The sequence below is a fragment of the Plantactinospora mayteni genome, from assembly GCF_016862935.1.
GTDB lineage: Bacteria > Actinomycetota > Actinomycetes > Mycobacteriales > Micromonosporaceae > Plantactinospora > Plantactinospora mayteni.
The window spans coordinates 238,433-257,419 of the sequence record NZ_BONX01000004.1 but is presented as its reverse complement, the minus strand read 5'-3'; the positions used below and the strand labels follow the sequence as shown (position 1 = coordinate 257,419).

14 protein-coding genes are annotated in these 18,987 nt (G+C 71.0%); 6 read left to right on the top strand and 8 right to left on the bottom strand.

The window, feature by feature from the left end:
* The first annotated feature begins 52 nt into the window (after positions 1–52).
* Positions 53–1,633 carry a serine/threonine-protein kinase gene (locus Pma05_RS04640; RefSeq protein WP_203856013.1) on the top strand — a complete coding sequence of 527 codons (1,581 nt, stop codon included), beginning with the start codon at positions 53–55 and terminating at the stop codon, positions 1,631–1,633.
* Positions 1,634–2,021: 388 nt separating this feature from the next.
* The gene (locus tag Pma05_RS04635) at positions 2,022–2,642 is read left to right on the top strand and encodes a CGNR zinc finger domain-containing protein (protein ID WP_203856012.1); all 621 of its coding nucleotides are present in this window, start codon (positions 2,022–2,024) and stop codon (positions 2,640–2,642) included.
* A 129-nt stretch (positions 2,643–2,771) separates the two neighbouring features.
* On the opposite strand, the gene Pma05_RS04630 is transcribed toward Pma05_RS04635, so the two are convergent.
* On the bottom strand, positions 2,772–4,712 hold the full coding sequence (locus Pma05_RS04630; protein WP_203856011.1) for a sialidase family protein: 1,941 nt from the start codon (positions 4,710–4,712) through the stop codon (positions 2,772–2,774).
* A 291-nt stretch (positions 4,713–5,003) separates the two neighbouring features.
* Here Pma05_RS04630 and Pma05_RS04625 point away from each other — a divergent pair, with 291 nt between their 5' ends.
* Positions 5,004–6,995: a beta-galactosidase gene (locus Pma05_RS04625; protein ID WP_203856010.1), complete on the top strand. Its 1,992-nt coding sequence runs from the start codon at positions 5,004–5,006 to the stop codon at positions 6,993–6,995.
* A 76-nt stretch (positions 6,996–7,071) separates the two neighbouring features.
* Here the strand turns inward: Pma05_RS04625 and Pma05_RS04620 are convergent, their stop codons facing one another.
* Positions 7,072–8,004 carry a dihydrodipicolinate synthase family protein gene (locus tag Pma05_RS04620; protein ID WP_203856009.1) on the bottom strand — a complete coding sequence of 311 codons (933 nt, stop codon included), beginning with the start codon at positions 8,002–8,004 and terminating at the stop codon, positions 7,072–7,074.
* Between the two features lie 203 nt (positions 8,005–8,207).
* On the opposite strand from Pma05_RS04620, the gene Pma05_RS04615 reads away from it, so the two are divergent.
* Entirely contained in the window at positions 8,208–8,906 is a 699-nt protein-coding gene (locus Pma05_RS04615; protein ID WP_203856008.1) for a FadR/GntR family transcriptional regulator, read from the top strand.
* A 32-nt stretch (positions 8,907–8,938) separates the two neighbouring features.
* On the opposite strand, the gene Pma05_RS04610 is transcribed toward Pma05_RS04615, so the two are convergent.
* The 5 genes from Pma05_RS04610 to Pma05_RS04590 are packed head-to-tail and all read right to left on the bottom strand — an operon-like array spanning position 8,939 to position 15,502.
* Positions 8,939–9,871, bottom strand: coding sequence for a dihydrodipicolinate synthase family protein (locus Pma05_RS04610; RefSeq protein ID WP_203856007.1), 933 nt, complete (start codon positions 9,869–9,871; stop codon positions 8,939–8,941).
* The gene (locus Pma05_RS04605; RefSeq protein ID WP_203856006.1) at positions 9,868–10,890 is read right to left on the bottom strand and encodes an oligopeptide/dipeptide ABC transporter ATP-binding protein; all 1,023 of its coding nucleotides are present in this window, start codon (positions 10,888–10,890) and stop codon (positions 9,868–9,870) included. The genes Pma05_RS04610 and Pma05_RS04605 overlap by 4 nt, the downstream gene beginning before the upstream one ends.
* Positions 10,890–12,860: a dipeptide/oligopeptide/nickel ABC transporter permease/ATP-binding protein gene (locus Pma05_RS04600; RefSeq protein WP_203856005.1), complete on the bottom strand. Its 1,971-nt coding sequence runs from the start codon at positions 12,858–12,860 to the stop codon at positions 10,890–10,892. The genes Pma05_RS04605 and Pma05_RS04600 overlap by 1 nt, the downstream gene beginning before the upstream one ends.
* On the bottom strand, positions 12,860–13,819 hold the full coding sequence (locus tag Pma05_RS04595) for an ABC transporter permease (protein WP_203856004.1): 960 nt from the start codon (positions 13,817–13,819) through the stop codon (positions 12,860–12,862). Before Pma05_RS04595 ends, Pma05_RS04600 begins: the two co-directional genes overlap by 1 nt.
* 60 nt (positions 13,820–13,879) lie before the next feature.
* Positions 13,880–15,502, bottom strand: a complete 1,623-nt coding sequence (locus tag Pma05_RS04590) for an ABC transporter substrate-binding protein (protein ID WP_239311669.1) — start codon at positions 15,500–15,502, stop codon at positions 13,880–13,882.
* A gap of 268 nt (positions 15,503–15,770) precedes the next feature.
* Here Pma05_RS04590 and Pma05_RS04585 point away from each other — a divergent pair, with 268 nt between their 5' ends.
* The gene (locus tag Pma05_RS04585) at positions 15,771–16,535 is read left to right on the top strand and encodes a FadR/GntR family transcriptional regulator (RefSeq protein WP_203856002.1); all 765 of its coding nucleotides are present in this window, start codon (positions 15,771–15,773) and stop codon (positions 16,533–16,535) included.
* Positions 16,536–16,572: 37 nt separating this feature from the next.
* Here the strand turns inward: Pma05_RS04585 and Pma05_RS04580 are convergent, their stop codons facing one another.
* Positions 16,573–16,965, bottom strand: a complete 393-nt coding sequence (locus Pma05_RS04580) for a VOC family protein (RefSeq protein ID WP_203856001.1) — start codon at positions 16,963–16,965, stop codon at positions 16,573–16,575.
* A 288-nt stretch (positions 16,966–17,253) separates the two neighbouring features.
* Here Pma05_RS04580 and Pma05_RS04575 point away from each other — a divergent pair, with 288 nt between their 5' ends.
* On the top strand, positions 17,254–18,894 hold the full coding sequence (locus tag Pma05_RS04575) for a vWA domain-containing protein (protein WP_239311667.1): 1,641 nt from the start codon (positions 17,254–17,256) through the stop codon (positions 18,892–18,894).
* The last annotated feature ends 93 nt before the right edge of the window (positions 18,895–18,987 follow it).

Genomic DNA, 18,987 nt, shown 5'->3' with positions numbered 1-18,987 from the left:
CGGCTAGGGTCTCTACCGCAGGCGGGGCGCCGCGGCGAGGGGAGACTTCGATATGAGCATGCCGCTGCTGCCGGGGGAGCCGACCCGGCTCGGCAGGTATGAGCTGCTGGGCCGGCTGGGCGAGGGCGGCATGGGCACCGTCTACCTCGGGCGGGATCGAGATGGGCGCAAGGTCGCGATCAAGATGGTCCGGCCCGAGTTCTCGTCCGACGTCGAGTTCCGTGGCCGCTTCCGCAGCGAGGTCAGCCGGGCCCGCCAGGTGCCGCCGTTCTCCACCGCCGAGGTACTCGACGCCGACCCGGACCACGACCCGCCCTACCTCGTCGTCGAGTACGTCGACGGCCCCAGTCTCGCCACTGTGATCAGGGAGCAGGGGCCACTGCCCGCGTCCGCGCTGCACGGCGTGGCCGTCGGCATCGCCACCGCGCTGAGCGCGATCCACGGTGCCGGGGTGATCCACCGCGACCTCAAGCCGGGCAACGTGCTCTTCGCCATGGGCGGCATCAAGGTGATCGACTTCGGCATCGCCCGCCCCTTCGAAGCGACCAGCCAGCACACCCGTACCGACCAGATCGTCGGCACGGTCGCCTACATGGCGCCGGAACGCTTCGACCCCGAGAACGGGCGCCAGGTGACCTCCGCCGCGGACATCTTCGCCTGGGGCGTGGTGGTGGCGTACGCCGCGACCGGGCGTACCCCGTTCGCCGCCGACTCCGCACCGGCCACCGCGATGCGGATCCTCACCCAGCCTCCCGACCTCTCGGGGCTGCCCGGATCGCTCCGCGATCTGGTGGACCGGGCCCTCGTCAAGGATCCCGAGCAACGCCCCACGGCGCGCGAACTGCTCGACGTGCTGCTCGCCGGCGACACCCCGCAGGCAGGGGTCACCACCGCGGTTGCCGAGGCGGCCCGCACCGCCCGCGACGGGTTCCGGGAGACTGGCGGTGGTCCCGGGAAGGCGCAGACCGCGGCCCGGCCCGATGGCAAGCGCCGTAGACGGCTCCTGACTGCCGCAGCCGCCGCCGCGGTCCTCGTCGTGCTGCTCGGCGCGGGCCTCGCCAGGCTCAACTCTCCTGGCGCCGACGGTGACGACCCCGACGGCTCCCAGGGGGCGTCCGCGCCGGCCGCCCCGAGCCCGACGACCACCCGGCCCACGTCGACGGCCCCGGACCCAGACGCCTCGATCCTCCAGGGCAGTCGGCGTACGCTGATCCATCTCGCGGAGATCGACCGGGATCTGGCGCTGGACTACCACTCGTACGAGGTGGAGGCTGCCGACGGCACCGGCATGAGGTCGCAGTTCGTCCTGGTGCCGACGGGCGTGGATTACCTGATCAGGTCGCTACGCGGCGAGGGTCGCGCCGACAACCCGGAAACCTGCCTCGGCGTCAAGATCACGCCGGACAAGCCGTCGTCGCTGGTTGCCGCCGAGTGCGTGCCCACCCGGGCGACGCTCTTCTCGCTCTCTCCCACCGGTGCCAGGGACGACAAGAACCGGCGGACCTATCACATCTACAACGAGGCATACGGCTTCGTGCAGTGGAGCACCGAACGCAAGGCGGTGTTCGTCGAGGAGGTCGGCGACGCCACCCCCAGCGCGAGTTTCAGTCTCGTCGACCGCGGTGCGCTCTGAACCAGCGGTGCGTCAGCCGGCGGAACCGTTCGGCGAACGTGCGGCGGTGCGGGATGGTTGGTGCCTGCGGGAGCGCGCTGAGCATGAGACAGCCCTCGTATCGCCGGCCGTCGTCGGGTCTCATCGCTGCCAGCGCGGCGCCGATGCCAGCGAGGTTGTCCATGTCCTACCTGGCCTCTCGATAGTGTGCCGCCGGGTGGGATGAGTCGTTCGCCGATCGGCAGCGCCTCGGCGGTGGTGTAGAGGAACGTCCCTCCGGAGAGGCCGATCAGCGCACCCACTGCCCGCCGCCGCCCCATCCGACCCTCCCATCGTTTCCTCCAAAACAAGTTATGGCGGAAACGCTAGCGATGCTCCCGGCGCCGGTCAACTGGTAAAGTCGGTTTCGATGGAAACAGTCGAGGACGTCACGCGGATGCGCCTGGTGGGCGGCAACCTCGCCCTGGACTTCGTCAACACCCGCACCGGTCCACCCGTCGGGTCCCCGGACGACGACGTGCTGACGGGCTACCCCGAACTGGTCGCCTGGAGCGGGTATTCGGGCGTCCTCACCGAGGCGGAGGCGGCGGCGTTGCGCCGGCTGTCTCGCGGCGACCCGGGCGGCACGCGGGCGGCCTTCGAGCGAGCGCTGCGTACCCGCGACGACCTCGACGAGGTGTTCCGCGCGCTGGCTGCTGGCCGGAGCCCGAGCGCGCAGGTACTCGCCCGGCTGCGGGACGACGAAGCGGATGCGCTCGGCCACGCGCGACTCGAGCGTGGCAGCACGTTCGGCTGGGACTGGCGGGACGACCGCACGCTCGCCCGGCCGCTCCGGCCGGTGGTGCACGCGGCGGTCCAGTTGCTCACCACGGGCTCGCTGGACCGGATCAAGGGATGTGGAGGCTGCCGCTTCGTCTTCGTCGACGAGAGCAAGAACCGCAGTCGCCGCTGGTGCAGCATGGACGACTGCGGAACCGCCGAGAAGATCCGCCGCTACGTCGCCACGCGCCGGACGCGTGCGACCCGGTGAGCACCCGAGCGCCGATCACCGGACCAGCCATCCGGCACGCGGCCGTGGACGAGGTCGAACCCGACCTCGTCCACGGTGTGTCGTGCGGTGGTGCTCAGCTTCGCGGCAGGACGACGCGGGGTCGGCCGGTCAGCGTACGGTGTCGAGCGGGAGCCGGAGGCCGAGCCTTCCGCCGATCGGCAGGTTCCGGTCCTTGACCAGGGCGAGTTCGGTGGCGGACAGGGCGCGCTGGTAGACGCGTACCTCGTCCAGCGTCCCCTGGAAGCGGTCCACGCCGTCCAGCCGCTGTCCGACGTGCAGCCCGTCGATGCCGAACTCCTTGCCGAGGGTCACCGAGCCGGCCGGCGCCGCCGCCGAGGAGACCTCGACGCCGTCCACCAGCAGCCTGAGCTCTCCACCGGCGCGCTGGAGCACGACGAAGTGCCACTTCCCGTCGTTGTACGCGCTCGGCGACTGCACCGTGACGTTGTACCGGTCGACCGAGAGGATCGCCCGGATACGGTTGCTGGCCGGCTCGGCCCGCAGCCACAGTGCTGGCGGGTTGGTACCCCGGTTCACCCGGTAGAACCACAGGATGGAGTGCGCGCCGGTGGTGGCCGAGTATCGGATCCAACTGGTCAGCGTGAAGTCGCCCGCGCCGAGGTCGATCGACTTGTCGAACGGTACCTCCACCCGATCGTCCACTCTGTCCAGTGCCAGCCCGTTGCCGAACCGCCCCGGGGTGGTCCCGGCGCCGCCGCGTACGTAGGCCGGGTTGTGGTACGGCGAGGAGTCGACCGTCGTCGGCCCGGGTGCCGGCGGCCCGGGGAGGTTCGGCGGGGTGCCGTTCGGCGTGTCCAGGTACGCCTCGTTGAACCGCGCGTACCGGATCGACTCGTACGGACTGATCGCGCCCGCCTCGTACATCAGCGCCGCCTCGTCACCGTCGAGGCGCACCATGTCCGAGTAGGCCGTCGGTCCCCAGTAGAAGACCTTGCCCTCGTTCCAGGTCTCGAAGCTACGTGCGTTGTCGTACGACGAACGCACGCCCATCGCCTCGCGGGCGTTGGGGTGCATCGGGGAGGAGAAGAGGATGCGGTCATCGCTGAACGACAGCAGGGATGCCTGCACGTCGGTGGTCGCGAGCGCCGGCACGGTCCGGAACGGCGCGTCCCAGGTGTCGCCGCCGTCGCTGCTGATCGCGTACGCCCGGCTGCCCGGGTCGGTGCCGCGTTCCCGGGCGGACGCGTAGATCCGGCCGTCGGCCAACTCGACCACGGTCAACTCCTGGGCGATCACCGAGCCGTCGTCGCGGGACGTCTCGGCCCCGATCTGCCAGGTCTGACCGCTGTCGTCGCTGTAGAGCAGGTGGCTGCCGTACACGTGCGGGCCGACCCGGTCCCAGCTCTCGAAGCTGGCACCGACGACGAGGCGGCCGGCGTGCGGGCCGCGTTCCAGTTGGATGCCGTGCATCGGGCCGGTGGCGTACCAGTGGTTCCACTCCGGTCGCTTGCCCTCGGTCAGCTCGCGCGGTGCCGACCAGGTCGCCCCGTTGTCGTCGCTGACCTGGAGGTACGGGTCACGGTCGCAGCCGTCGGGGCAGGGTGCCGGACCGTTGTGGGTGCTGACCAGGACGATCCGTCCGGTACGCCGGTCGACGATCGGCACCGGGTTGCCGTGGGTGTTCCCGTTGCCCTCCGAGACCACCTGCAACGGTCCCCAGGTACGACCGTCGTCGGTGGAGCGGCGCAGCACCAGGTCGATGTCCTCGTCGTCGCCGCAGTCCTTGACCCGCCCCTCGGCGAAGGCCAGCACCATGCCGTTGGTGGCCCGGACCACGGCCGGGATGCGGTAGCAGGCGTACCCGAAGTCGCCCTGCTTGTAGAGCACCTGCTCGTCGACGAAGGGCTGGGCGGGAGCGGCTGGCGCGGGGACGGCCGGAGCGGGGCCGTCGGGTGCGGGGGCGGCGATCCCCGGGGCGGCCAGCGTGCCGAGGACGAGGCTGCTGAGGGTCAGTGTGGTCAGGAGGCGGCGACCGCGAGAGCGCCAGGTCGGGCCGGGTCGGGGATGGTGGTGGTTCCCTTCGGGCATGTTGTCGCACCTTCCGTTGCTTCGGAAAGAGTTGGCGCCGTAGATCCTATGTTGGACGTGGGATGTCTTGCTAGATCGCTTTCCTGTCCCAGCGGGTTCGGGGCTTGGTCGGGGCCGTCCGCTCCCCGGGGGCTGACGACCGTCGCGCTCGTCTAGTCGGGTGCACCCTTGCCCGAGCCTTGACGACGTCCGGTCGTCGGCATAGATTGCCCGAACGCCGAGGACGTCCTACCTCATGCCCCCGCAGCCGCGGTTCCGCGCCGTACGAAGATCGAAGGGGAAGCCTGTCCGATGACCATGCCCAAGATCATGTTTGGTGGCGACTACAACCCCGAGCAGTGGACCGAGGACGTCTGGGCCGAGGACATGAAGCTGATGGTCGAGACCGGCGTCTCGCTCGTCTCGGTCGGCATCTTCTCCTGGGCGAGCGTCGAGCCGCGCCCCGGCGAGTACGACTTCGGCTGGTTCGACCGGGTGATGGACGGTCTCGCCGCCGCCGGAATCGGCGCCAGCCTCGCCACCATGACCGCGTCGCCGCCGCCCTGGCTGGCCCGGCTCCACCCGGAGACGCTGCCCGAGCGGGTCGACGGCGTCCGGCTCTGGCCCGGCGGCCGACAGCAGTACTGCCCGTCCAGCCCGATCTACCGGGGATACGCGGGCCGGCTGGTCGAGCGGTTGGCCGGCCGGTACGCCGGGCACCCGGCGCTGCGGCTGTGGCACATCGGCAACGAGTACGGCTGCCACGTGCGGGCCTGTTACTGCGACGTGTCGGCGGCGGACTTCCGCGACTGGCTGCGCGACCGGTACGGCGACCTCGACACGCTCAACGAGGCGTGGTCCACCACGTTCTGGTCCCAGCGGTACGGCGACTGGGCGGAGGTACTGCCGCCGCGTACCGCACCCACCTTCGCCAACCCGGCGCAGAAGCTGGACTTCGCCCGGTTCAGCAACGACGCGATCCTCGCCTGCTATCTGGCCGAGCGCGACGTCGTCCGGCGGCACAGCCCGGACACGCCGGTGACCACGAACTTCATCGGCCTGCTGCACAAGCCGATCGACTCGTACCGGTGGGCCGCCGAGCAGGACGTGGTCAGCCTGGACAGCTATCCCGACCCGTACGACCCACGGGCGCACGCGGCGGCGGCCCTCGGCTACGACCTGGTCCGTTCGGCCCGGGGCGGGCAGCCGTGGCTGCTGATGGAGCAGGCGCCCAGCGCGGTGAACTGGCGGGTGCGCAACGCGCCCAAGGGCCCCGGGGTGATGCGCCTGTGGAGCTGGCAGGCGGTGGCGCAGGGGGCCGACGCGGTGCTCTTCTTCCAGTGGCGGCAGGCGGTCGGCGGCGCCGAGAAGTTCCACTCGGCGATGGTGCCGCACGGCGGGACGCAGACCCGTACGCACCAGGAGATCCGGGCGCTCGGCCAGGAGATCGCCCAGGTCGGCGAGCTGGCCGGTACCCGGGTCCGGGCCGACGTCGCGCTGGTGCACGACTGGACCAACTGGTGGGCGCTGGAATCCGACGCCCACCCGGCCGTGCTGGACCTGCTGGAGACGGTGCAGGCGCACTACGACCCGCTCTTCGACGCGCACGTGAGCTGCGACGTGGTGCCGCCGACCGCGGATCTGTCCGGGTACCGGCTGGTCGTGGTGCCGAACCTCTACCTGATGTCCGCCGACGTCGCCGAGCGACTGTGCCGGTACGTCGACGGCGGCGGGCACCTGGTCGTGTCCTTCTTCACCGGCATCGTCGACGAGTGCGACCGGGCGTACCAGGGCGGCTACCCGGCGCCGCTCCGCGACCTGCTCGGGTTGCGGGTGGACGAGTTCTGGCCGCTGCCGGCGGACGGCACCGTCGCACTGGAGCTCGGTGCGCGGCGGCACACCGGCACGGTCTGGTCGGAGTGGGTCGAGCTGGCCGGGGCGGAGGCGGTGGCGACCTTCGCCGACGGGGAACTGGCCGGTCGGCCGGCGGTAACCCGCCACCGGTACGGCGCCGGATTGGCCTGGTATCTGGCCACCCGCCCGGAGCCGGCGATGATGCGGGCGGTGCTGGACCGCGCCCGCGCCGAGGCCGGGGCGGAGCCGGTGCTGCCCGACCTGCCGGACGGGGTGCAGGCGGTGGTCCGGCACGGCGACGACCGGTCCTACCTGCTGTTGCTCAACCACGGTGCCGAGCCGGCGACGGTGCCGCTTCCCCGCCCGGCGGTCGACCTGCTCGGCGAACGGGACGGGTCGGTCGAGACGGTGACCGTCGCGCCGCGCGGCGTGGCCGTACTCCGGTCCTGAAAGGACGATCACGCCCGCCCGCCCACCTGTCGATGGCGGGCGGACGCTACGTCTCGGGGAAGAGTTCGGGCGGACGCTACGTCTGGGGGAAGAGTTCGGGCAGTCGCTCCCGGGCCAGCGGCCGGAGTCGCTCGGCGAGCGTGGGGTCGACCGAGGCGTACGGCCAGCGGACCCGGGTGCCGATGTCGGCCCAGTCCCCGACGTGGGCGAGGAACTTGTCGAGCGCGGGGTTGGCGTACCCGCCGCGCTGGAGCGGCTGGACGTGTTCGGCGAAGAACGCGTGGATCCGGCGCTGTACGTCGAGCGCGGCGTCCGGCTGCTCGACCATCATCCGCTGCCACGCCATCGCCCCGGCCGGGCTGAGCGCGGCGATGTTCGAGTACGAGCCGGCGGCGCCGTGCCGGCGTCCGGTCGCCAGGTCGTGGCCGGCGACGAAGATCGCGATCCCGGCCGCCTGCTGCCGCATCCGGGCGTACCACTCGGCGTCGCCGCCGGCGACCTTTATCCCGATCAGCGTGGGGACCTCACGGCGGATCACCGGGTACAGGTCGGCCGGCACCTGGGTCTTGGCGTGCGGCGGGTGGTAGAGCACCAGCGGCACCGGGTCGGCGACGGCCGCGACCCGAGCCAGGAACCGCAGCACCTCGCCGCGCGACAGCGGCAGCCAGTCCGGCAGCGTTACCTGGATCGCACCGGGTCGCAGCGTCCGGGCCCGGGCCACCCGGTCCAGGCAGGTCTGCGCGCTCATCTGGCTGGCCCCGAGTTGGAATGGCACCCCGTGCCGTTCGCAGCGCCGCGCCAGCAACTCGTTGACGCGGTCGTACTCGTCCTCGCCGAGGGCGTGGAACTCGCCGGCGGTGCCGTGCGCGTAGAGGCCGTCGAGTCCGGCGGTGAGCAGGACGTCCAAGGCCGGGTCGAGCCGTGCCCAGTCGATCGACTCGTCGGCCCGGATGGGGAGCAGTATCGTACCCCAGGTGCCGCCGAGCGACTCCGACGTCAGTATCTGCACGACGCCTCCCTCCTTGAGCGATTGGACATCCGATGTCCGGCCGAGTGGGCCGGCGAGCGCCGAGCGGGCAGGCAAGCCAGGTACGTCCGGCCGATTTCCGGCGGTACATCGATGTCGCCAGTGTTGATTCCCGCACCGCCTGGCCTTCCGGGACCGAGAGGTGGGATGTTATGACCCGAGGTTTCGACGAGCCTGGAGGCAGCATGCGTACGCGTAACGGTGGGTCGTTGCAGGAGCGCATCGTCGCCCTGATCCACGAGCGCGGCCTGGCCCCCGGTGCGCCGATGCCGACCGAGCCGCAGCTGATGGACCTGCTCGGGGCGAGCCGCAACAGCGTCCGCGAGGCGGTGCGGGCCCTCCAGGCGCTGGGCATCGTCGAGATCCGGCACGGCTACGGCACGTTCGTCGGTCAGGCGTCGCTGGACGTGCTCACCCCGTCGCTGGCGTTCCGGGTGCGCTCCGGCCCGGGCGGCGGGATCCGCGCGCTGCACGACCTGGTCGAGGTCCGTGAGCTGATCGAGATCGGGCTGATCGGCGAGGTGGCGCGGACCACCAGCGGCCCCCGGATCGCCGCGTTGGACGCCCTGGTCACCGCCATGGACCGGGACCCGGAGGCCGACCGGGCGTTCCACTCGCTGCTCTACGAGTCGTGCGGCAACGAGCTGGTACTCCAGTTGATCGGCCTGTTCTGGGACGTCTACCACCAGGTCGAGCCGGTGCTCGGCCCGCCGGAGGAGCGGACCGCGGAGATCGTGACCAACCACCGCCGGATCGTGGCGGCGCTCCGGGCCCGGGACCCGGAGGCCGCCCGGGAGGCGATGCGGCTGCACTTCCGCGACGTGAAGGCACGCGTCGCGCGGGCGGAGGCCCGGCCGGTCGAGGCGGGGGCCGAGCCGACCTGACCCCTGCCGCCGCTCGGCGCGACCCGGCCCGCTCACAGCAGGCCGGCGGTGGCGAGATACTCCTTGACCCGGGCGACCTCGTCGGCGTTCAGCGGGATCTGCGGCAGCGCCGTGGCCGGGTGGTCGATGATGCCGCGCAGGTGCAGCGCCGCCTTGAAGGCGCCCAGCGCCGACGAGCTCATACCCATCCGGCCCGCGCCGACGTGCACGAGCTGGAAGAGGCGCAGCAGGCGCTCCTGCTCGGACCGGGCCGCCACCCAGTTGCCCTGCTCCGCCGCCCGGAACAGCCGCGCGTACCCGTGCGGGTCGACGTTGCCCAGGCCCGGTACGACACCGTCGGCGCCCATCCAGAGCGCCGAGTCGACGGTCAGCTCGGAGCCGGTGAGCACGCTGAAGGAGTCGATCTCCGGGCGGTCCCGGCGCCCGAGGATCACCCCGCGCAGCCCGCCCTCGTCACCGCTGGAGTCCTTGACCCCGGCGAGCGTCCCGTCGGCGGCCAGCTCCAGCACCAGATCGGTGCCGAGCTTGCTGTGCACCGAAACGGGCAGGTCGTACGCGTACAGCGGAAGTCCGCCCCGGGCCGCGATGGTCCGGAAGTGTACGGCGATCTCGTCCGGGTGGGTCCGGGTGTAGAACGGCGCGGTCGCCACCAGCCCGTCGGCGCCCGCCCCGGCCGCGACCCGGGCATGGTCGAGCACCCGTAGCGCGGTCGTGTCGATGACGCCGGCCAGCACCGGGACCTGCCCGGCGACGTGCCCGACCACCGTCTCCAGCACGACCTTGCGGTGACCGTCCGGCAGGTAGGCGACCTCGGAGGTGGAGCCCAGCACGAAGAGCGCGTCCACGCCGCCGGTCAGCAGGTGGTCCACCAACCGGGCCAGCGATCCGGTGTCGACCTCCAGGTCCGGGGTCAACGGGGTGGACACCGGCGGGATGACGCCGGTGAGGGCGCTGGCGGTGGTCATGGGCGCTCCTGTGCTTGGCTGATCAGTTCGAGGTCGCTCGCCCCGTCGAGTACGGGGTGGTGGCATCGGAACAGGTGGTCGTCGGGCTGGTCGGTGCTGGACCGGACCGGGGGCATCGCCGAGGCGCAGACCTCGTCCGCCTTCCAGCAGCGGGTCCGGAAGGGGCACCCGCTCGGCGGTCGGGTCGCGGACGGCACCGGACCGACCAGCGGGATCGGGTCGATCGGGGAGAGCAGCCCGGGCGTGGCGGAGAAGAGCGCCCGGGTGTACGGGTGCCGGGCGTGTCGCGGTACGGCCTGGGCCGGCGTCTGTTCCACGATCCGCCCCAGGTACATCGTCACGACCCGGTCGCTCATCCGGCGGACGGTCTGGATGTCGTGCGAGACGAAGACCAGCGCCAGGCCGAGCCGCTCCTTCAGGTCCAGCAGCAGGTTGAGGATCTGCGCCCGAACCGAGACGTCCAGCGCGCTGGTCGGCTCGTCGGCGATGAGCAGTTCCGGTTGCAGCGCGAGCGCCCGGGCGATCGCCACCCGCTGGCGCTGGCCGCCGGAGAGCTGACTGGGCAGCAGGTCGGCCGCGCTGGACGGCAGGCCGACCAGGTCGAGCAGCTCGCGGACCCGCTCGTCGCGCTCCCGGCGGACGCCCCGGCGGTGCACGTCCAGCGGGTCGCGCAGGATCGCCCGGACCGGCAGCCGGCGGTTGAGCGCGGTGGACGGATCCTGGAAGACCATCCCGGTGGTCGAGCCGATCACGGACCGGCGCCGGGAGTTCGGCATCGACCAGACGTCCTCGCCCCGGAACGACACCGCCCCGGCGGTCGGCTGTTGCAGCCCGACCAGCACCCGGGCCAGGGTGGACTTGCCGCAGCCGGACTCGCCGACCACCCCCACCGTCTCGCCGGCGGCGACGGTCAGGTCGGCGCCGGTGAGCGCGTACACCCGGTCGCGGGAGAAGAGTCCGCCGGACCGCGCCCGGTGCACCACGTGTACGTCGTGCAGCTCCAGTAGCGTCGCCGCCATCAGTGTGCCTCCGTTCCGACGGCCACCGGCCTGGTGATCTCGACCGCCGGGTGGTGGCAGGCCACCGCGTGCTCGTGCACCGCACCGGTCAGCCGGGGCACCTCGGTACGGCAGATCTCGGTGGCCATCGGGCAGCGGTCGGCGAACCGGCAGCCGGCCGGGAAGTCGGCCGGCGAGGGGACGACCCCGCGGATCTGGGTGAGCCGCCGCGCGCCCGCCTCCAGCGAGAGCACCGAGCCCAGCAGGCCGCGGGCGTAGTGGTGGGCGGGGGCGCCGACCAGCGCGGCGGTGACGCCGGTCTCGACGATCTGCCCGCCGTACATCACCACCACCCGGTCGGTGACGTCGGCGACCAGGGCCAGGTCGTGGGAGACCAGGACGAGCGCGAACCCGAGTTCGGCGCGGAGCCGCAGCAGCAGCTCGATCACCTGCGCCTGTACCGTCACGTCCAGCGCCGTGGTCGGCTCGTCGGCGACGATCAGCTTCGGGTCCCGGGACAGGGCCATCGCGATGAGTACCCGCTGGCGCTGCCCACCGGACAGCTCGTGCGGGTACGCCGAGAGGGTCCGGGCCGGGTCCAGCCCGACCATCTCCAGCAGCTCGGTCGGGGTACGCCGGCCACCGCGCCGGACGAGCTGCTTGAGTTGCGCCTTGATGGTCATCGCGGGGTTGAGCGAGGAGAGCGCGTCCTGGTAGACCATCGCCATCTCGTGCCCCATCAGCCGCCGGCGGGCCGAGCGGGACAGCGTCAGCAGATCCCTGCCGTCGAACCGGATCTCGCCGCCGATCCGGGCACCCTTCGGCTGCAACCCCATCACGGTCAGCGCGGTCAGCGACTTGCCGCAGCCCGACTCGCCGACCAGGCCGAGCACCTCGCCCGGCCGCACGTCGAACGAGACGCCGGCCACGATGTCCACCCCGTCGTGCCGGTCCTGGAAGCCGATCGCCAGCTCCGTCACCGCCAGGATCGGCGGGCCGGACGGGAGTGGCCGGGCGCGTTCGGCGAGCCGCCGCGCGGCCTCGGCCAGGCCGGGCAGCTCGGTGACCTCGCCGGATCCGGGGGCGGCCTGCTCCCACGCGTCGCCCTCGGCCGGCTTCGTCGCGCCGGGCACCCGCCGGGCCGTCGGCGCCGCCCAGGCGTCGGAGACCCCCTCGGAGAGGATGTTCAGCGCGAGGACGGTGACCAGGATCAGCAGGCCCGGGAAGACGGTTGCCCACCAGCCGCCGAGCAGCACCATGTTCTTGCCGTCGGCGATGACGCTGCCCCAGGACGGGTCCGGCGGCCGGACCCCGGCGCCGATGAACGAGAGCGACGCCTCGAAGACGATCGCGTCGGCGACCATCACCGTGCAGAACACCAGTACCGGCGCGGCGCAGTTGATCGCCACGTGCCGGGCCACGATGTACGGCGTACGGGCACCGATGATCTTTTCGGCGTCCACGTAGTCCTCGCCGTACTGGGCCAGCACGTTGGCCCGGACCACCCGGGTCACCGACGGCATGTAGAGGAACGCGATCGCGAGTACGAGCACCTGGATGCCGCCGCCGAAGACCGCCACCAGTACGGCGGCCAGCGCTATGCCAGGGAAGGCCATGATGACGTCGAGGGTCCGCATGACCCCCTCGTCCACCCACTTCCGGGAGGTGGCCGCGACGGCACCGAGTACCGCGCCGACGACCAGGGCCAGGGCGGTCGCGCCCAAACCGATGACCAGCGACCACCGCGCCCCGTAGAGCAGGCGGCTGAGGATGTCCCGGTTGGCGCTGTCCAGCCCCATCCAGTGCGCTGCCGACGGGGCCCCGCTGGTGGCGGCGGCCTGCTCCAGCGGCGAGTACGGCGCCAGCAGCGGGGCGAAGAGCGCGGCGAGCGCGATGAGTACGACGACGCCGAGCGAGATCCAGGCCGGTACGGAGAGCCGCCTGAAGTTGACGCCCGGCCGGGCGAGGCGTCCTGCCAGTCCCGGCCGCATCAGGCGGCGCTCCGGAGTCTCGGGTTGACCAGTAGATAGAGGATGTCGACCACCAGGTTGACCACCACGAATCCGATCGCGATCGTGAGCACCACGCCCTGGACCACCGCCGGATCCCCGTTGGTGACGCCGTCGATCATCAGCTTGCCCATCCCGGGCAGGGAGAAGATGGTCTCGATGACCACCGCGCCACCGAGGAGGTAGCCGACCCGCAGACCCAGCACGGTCAACGGGTTGATCAGTGCGTTGCGCAGCACGTTCCGCCCCACCACGACGATCGGCGGCAGGCCGCTGCCGATAGCGGTCCGGACGTAGTCCCGGTCCAGTTCCTCGACCATCGACGTCCGGACGATCCGGGTCAGTTGGGCCGCGACCGGCAGCGACAGCGACAGGGCCGGCAGGGTCATCGAGCGCAGCCACTCGCCGAACGAGTCGGCCGGGTTGACGTAGCCGCCGGTCGGGAAGAGGCCCTGCTGCACGGCGAGGTACTGGATCATGAGCAGCGCCAGCCAGAACGCCGGGGCGGCCACCCCGCCGAGCGACACGACCCGGATCAGCTGGTCGGGCCAGCGGTCCCGGAAGATCGCCGCGGTGACACCGAGGACCAGCGCGGTGACCACCCCGACCAGCAGGCCCAGGAAGGTGAGTTGCAGGGTCAGCGGCAGCGCCGTCAGCACCGAGTCCAGTACCGGTGCGTTGGTGAGCACGCTGGTGCCCAGATCGCCCTGCGCCAGATCGGCGACGAACCGCACGTACCGCAGCGGCAGCGGATCCAGCAGGCCGTTCTCGACCTGGAACTGGTGGATCTGCTCGGGGGTGGGGTTGGCGCCCGCGAAGTAGGCGTACTCCGGCTTGTTCTGCGAGAACCGCATGACGACGAAGACGAAGAGGATCACGCCAAGCAGGAGCGGGATCAGGATGACGATGCGGCGGACCAGCATTCTGGCGATCGTGGCCACGGTGGGACTCCTCGGCGGTGAGTTCCGCGGCCGGCGGGGCGCCGGCCGCGGAACCGCGGATCAGAGGCGCTGGGCCTGTAGCAGGTTGAACCCCGGGTACGACTGCGGCCGGATCCCGGAGATCTTCTTCGGGTCCCACGCGGTCATCAGTTCGGTGTGCACCACCGGGTAGAGCACCGCCTGCTCGGCGATCATGTCCAGGTACTGGCGGGTCAGCGCGAGCTTCTTCGCCTCGTCCGGTTCCCGGATCGCCTGGTCCATCAGGTCGAAGATGGTCTTCGCCGCCGGACTGGTGTCCCACCGGGTGTACTTCATCCAGGTGCCGCCGGAGGTGTAGTTGTAGCGCAGGATCAGGTCGGCGTCGATGCCGAACTGGTTGGGGTTGGAGGCGGCGGCGACCACCTGGTAGTCCTGCGACTGGTCCATCTTGGTGAACAGCGCGCTGGTGTCCTGCGGCTGGAGCGTCGTCTTGACCCCGATCGCGTTCCAGGAGTTCGCGATGGTGGGCAGGCAGTCGACGATCCAGCTCACGTTGACCGCCATCAGCGTGACCGAGAGGTTGGTGACGCCGGCGGCGGCAAGCAGTGATCTGGCCTTGTCCGGGTTGTAGTCGTAGACGGTCTTCGCCTTGGCGTAGGACGGGTTCTGCTCGTTGAGGAAGCTGGTGGCCGCCGTACCGTGTCCCTTGAGCGCGACCTCGATCATCTTGCCGGTGTCGACGGCGTGCAGCAGCGCCTGCCGTACCCGTACGTCGTCGAACGGCTTGGCGCCGGTGTTGAACATCAGGAACATGTGGTTCATGCCCTTGCCGCCCTCGACGGTCAGCCCGGAGTCCTTGAGCTGGGCGATGTTGGCGTAGGGGATGTTGTCGGCGATCTGCGCCTCGGCGTGCCCGCCGGAGATCTTCGCGACCCGGGCAGCGGCGTCCACGATGGACAGCCAGTTCATCTTCTTGAACTGGGCCTTGCGCGGGCCGTTGTAGTCGGCGAACGCCTCGAAGGTGGTGTTCGACTTCGGGTTGTGCGCGGTCATCTTGTAAGGGCCGGAGCCGACCGCCTTGCCGCCCTTGGCCGCGTCCCAGCCGCCGGGCGCACCGAAGACGTGCTTCGGCAGGATCTTGGCGATGGCGAGCCGCTTGAGGGCGTCCGGGAAGGGGGAGTGGAAGACCAGCTCGACGGTGCTCTCGTCGACCTTCCTGACCTCCTTGAGCCAGGCGCCGAAGAAGCTGTAGAGCAGCACCTTCGCCTGGGGGTCGAGGATCCGTTGGAAGGTGAAGACGACGTCGTCGACGGTGACCGGCTGCCCGTCGTGCCACTTCGCGCCCTGGCGCAGGCTGAGCTTCCACGACGTCGCCGTCGGGTCGGTGGGCAGCGCGGTGGCGAGCGCCGGGTACGGCTCGCGGGTGATCGGGTCGGTCTCGACGAGCCCCTCGTACATGTGCTGGATCGCGGCCATGGAGAAGGCGGAGGCCGTCATGGTCGGGTCCCAGCTCTGGTCGTTGCCGTACCCGATCACGGCGGTGACCAGGTCCTTGTCGTCGCCGGCACCGACCGAACCGGTCGAGGCGGGGCCGGAGTCACAGGCGGAGACGGTGGCCGCGATGGCCGCCGCCGCGCTGAGCGCTCCGCTGTAACGGAGGAAGTCGCGGCGGCTGAAGACGGGCCGAGATACCGGGGCGCTCACGGTGCCTCCTATAAGCATCGGCAGTAGCGTATTCGGTGGAGGTTGGACGTCCTACATCCCATGTTGGGATTAGACTGGAGGCTAGAGGCCGAGCAGTCCTCGGGTCAAGAGAGGGTTACCTGGAGATGCCAGAACGGTTTCGCCGTGCTCGACAAGCGGTCACGGCAGCGTCACGACCAGCCGCCGACCTCCGTCGTAGGACGTCCAGTCGGGATACGGTCGCCGCCCCGCTCCGCCCGGCCGGCCGGCGTCGCCTGGGCGGGACGCCATGACCGACCGCCCGACCCGGCTGAACCACACCGCGCCGGACCGCCGGGCCCGAGCGCGGCTGAGCCGCGCGGTCGAGGTCCAGGAGGCGGTGAAGGGCCTCATCCTCGAACGCCGGCTCGCGGCCGGGGACCCGCTGCCCACCGAGTCGGAGCTGATGGAGGACCTGGGGATCAGCCGCAACTCCGTGCGCGAGGCGCTCAAGGCGCTCCAGGCCGTTGGCATCGTGGACATCCGGCACGGCTTCGGGATGTTCGTCGGCCGGATGTCGCTGACCGGTTTCGTCGACGAGTTGGCCTTCCACAGCCGGATCACCCTTCAGGACGGGCGCAACGCCCTCGGCTACCTGACCGAGATCCGCGAGGTCCTGGAGAGCGGTCTGGTCCAGCGGCTGATCGACCGGCCGCAGGAACTCGATCTGGCGCCGGTCGCCGAGGTGACCGAGCGGATGGAGGCGGAGGCGCTGGCCGGCATCGTCTCGCCGGAGACGGATCGGCTCTTCCACGAGCTGCTCTATCGGCCGCTCGGCAACCCGCTGGTCGGCCGCCTGCTCGGCGCGTTCTGGGAAGTCTTCTACCAGCTCCGCGACGAGCTGGGCACCCCGGACGAGACGCCGGCCGACGTCGCACGCCGGCACCGGGACATCTACACCGCGGTCGCCGCCGGGGACAAGGCAGCCGCCGCCGCCGCGATGTACGCCCACTTCGACGGGGTACGCGGCAAGCTCGCCCGCCTCAACGACCGGGCCGACGGTCCGGTGCCCTGACCGGCAGTGGTGCCGTCCAGGCACGCGTCGGCCGAGGTCAGGCCCGGTCTCGTGACTGGCGGACCAGGCAGAACGGATGGCCTGCGGGGTCGGCGTAGACGCGCCAGCCGAGCCGGTCCGCTCCGGCGTCCAGCACCGTTGCGCCCAGGGCCAGTACCTGCTCCTGGGCGCGGTCCAGGTCGGCGACCCCGAAGTCCAGGTGGAACTGCTGGGGCCGGGCCGGATCGGGCCAGCGCGGTGGCCGGTAGTCCGCCACGCGTTGGAAGGCCAGTACGAGACCGGACGGCGTGTGCAGCGTCGCCCAGTCCTCGTCGAGCGCCCATCGCCCATCGCGCTGGTTGACGGCACCGCCGAGGACCGCCCGGTAGAACTCGGCGAGTTCCGTCGGGTGTGAGCAGTCCAGCACCACGCACTCGAGGTCAGCGATCACCGACCGATTCTAGGCTCCGCCGCGATCGTCCCGGCGTCGTCGGGCAGTCGGGCAGTCGGGCAGGTCACGGCCCGTCGGCGGGTCCGGCGATCGACCCGACTCCCTGATCCGCCGACCTGCGCCGCGGGCGCACAGCGCACCGAGCAGAGTGGCGAGATCGGTACGACCCATGATCGGCGCCACCTACTGTTCATGATTTCTTCGACATCCCGTTAGCCCATCGGTGCTACCAACGAGCACGGTCCAGACAGACGGATGATCGGCCGGCAGGGTCGGGATGGAGCGCACGTGCGGGTAAGAGGGCTCATGGCGGTCGCCGCCGCGACGGTGATGCTGGCCGCCGGATGCACCAGCGACAAGCCTCCCGCGGGTGGGACCGGCGGTGATCGCACCGGCGGTACGTCGTTGCGGATCGTCGCCGGGTCCGAACAGGAGAGTGTCGTCAACACGATCGTCAAGCCCTGGTGCGCCAGCAAGGGCTACACCTGCGACGTGACCCTGAAGGGCTCGGTCGACCAGGCCCGCCTGCTCACCGCCGGAAGCCAGGACTACGACGCCTACTGGTTCGCCTCCAGCGTCTTCTCCCAACTCGGCGACAAGGCCAACGTGCTACAGGACGTGAAGCCGATGTTCCTCACGCCGGTGGTCTTCGCCGGCTGGCGGAGCGAGATGCGGCGGCTCGGCTTCGTCGGCCGTACGGACGTCGCCATCGCCGACATCCTGCGGGCCGTGGAGTCGGGCGAGACGAAGGTCTGGGTCACCAACCCGACGCAGTCCAATTCCGGTGCGACCGTGCTGTTCGGCTTCATGAACTACTTCGCCGGCAACGGGCCGGGCAGGCCGTTGACGCAGGAGCAGTTGGACTCCCCGGCGGTGGAGCAGGGGGTGACCCGGTTCATCAACGCGATGGACCAGACGCCGCCGTCGACCGGCACGCTGATGACCGAGTGCGTCGCGCGTCCCGACGTCTGCCGGACGATGTTCACCTACGAGGACCTGGTGATCGAGAAGAACCAGGAGCTGACCAAGGCCGGCAAGGAGCCGCTCGTGGTGGCGTACCCGCGCGGGTCGCTCGCGATCAGCGACGCGCCGCTGGGCTTCCTCCCGCAGCAGGGCGCCGCCGACGCGGGTAAGCGCAGGGTCTTCAGCGAGCTACAGGATCACCTGCTCAAGGATGCCGGGGCGCAGGCCCAGCTCCTGAAGTTGGGGCGGCGCCCGGCCAGCAGCGTCGGGTTGACGCTGGACAACCCCGACCTGTCGGTGTTCAACCCCGAGTGGGGCATCCAGGCGACCATCAACGAGCAGGGCATCCAGTATCCCGCGACGCCGATCATCGAGGCCGCGCTCGACCGTTACCAGACCCGTTACCGGCGCCCCGTCAACACCTTCTACTGCCTCGACGGCAGCGGGTCGATGTCCTCGAACGGGGGTTGGGACGGCGTCAAGGCCGCTGCGCACCAGGTCTTCGACCAGGACCAGGCCGCGCTGAACTTCCTGCTGACCCACCCGGAGGACGTGACCACCGTCGGGATCTTCAACAGCGGGCTCACCGCCGGCAGCCCTTGGACGGTGCAGGGCAACGACGGCGCGGGACTGCACGGTCTCACCGAGAAGATCAACGACTACCGGCCCACCGGCGGCACCAACATCTACGCCTGCCTGCGACGCGCGACGGAGGAACTGGGTAGACCGCAACCCGACGGCCGTCGGCGCCTGGTGGTGCTGATGACCGACGGCAAGTCCGAGACCCGCGAACGGGAGTCCGCGCTGTCCGGGTTGAAGGCATCGGGGGTACCGGTGATCGCGATCGCGTTCGGCCGGGACGCCGACCCGGAACAGCTCAGGGAGGCCGCGTCGGCCACCGGCGGCGCGTTCGTCCAGCAGGACGACCTGGTGGCGGCGCTGCGTCAGGCGGCTGGCTACAAGTGAACCTTTCTCCACCTGAATCGCACGGCGCTCACGCATCGGATCCGACCCTGCGGTCCAGCGGACCGGAAGGGGAGGTCGAACAAGGTTCGGTGA

What these genes read in the sequence shown, in the direction of transcription:
- Pma05_RS04640 (WP_203856013.1), top strand. Translation starts at nt 53, where the DNA reads ATGAGCATGCCGCTGCTGCCGGGGGAGCCGACCCGGCTCGGCAGGTAT.
- Pma05_RS04635 (WP_203856012.1), top strand. Translation starts at nt 2,022, where the DNA reads ATGGAAACAGTCGAGGACGTCACGCGGATGCGCCTGGTGGGCGGCAAC.
- Pma05_RS04630 (WP_203856011.1), bottom strand. Translation starts at nt 4,712, where the DNA reads ATGCCCGAAGGGAACCACCACCATCCCCGACCCGGCCCGACCTGGCGC.
- Pma05_RS04625 (WP_203856010.1), top strand. Translation starts at nt 5,004, where the DNA reads ATGACCATGCCCAAGATCATGTTTGGTGGCGACTACAACCCCGAGCAG.
- Pma05_RS04615 (WP_203856008.1), top strand. Translation starts at nt 8,208, where the DNA reads ATGCGTACGCGTAACGGTGGGTCGTTGCAGGAGCGCATCGTCGCCCTG.
- Pma05_RS04610 (WP_203856007.1), bottom strand. Translation starts at nt 9,871, where the DNA reads ATGACCACCGCCAGCGCCCTCACCGGCGTCATCCCGCCGGTGTCCACC.
- Pma05_RS04605 (WP_203856006.1), bottom strand. Translation starts at nt 10,890, where the DNA reads ATGGCGGCGACGCTACTGGAGCTGCACGACGTACACGTGGTGCACCGG.
- Pma05_RS04600 (WP_203856005.1), bottom strand. Translation starts at nt 12,860, where the DNA reads ATGCGGCCGGGACTGGCAGGACGCCTCGCCCGGCCGGGCGTCAACTTC.
- Pma05_RS04585 (WP_203856002.1), top strand. Translation starts at nt 15,771, where the DNA reads ATGACCGACCGCCCGACCCGGCTGAACCACACCGCGCCGGACCGCCGG.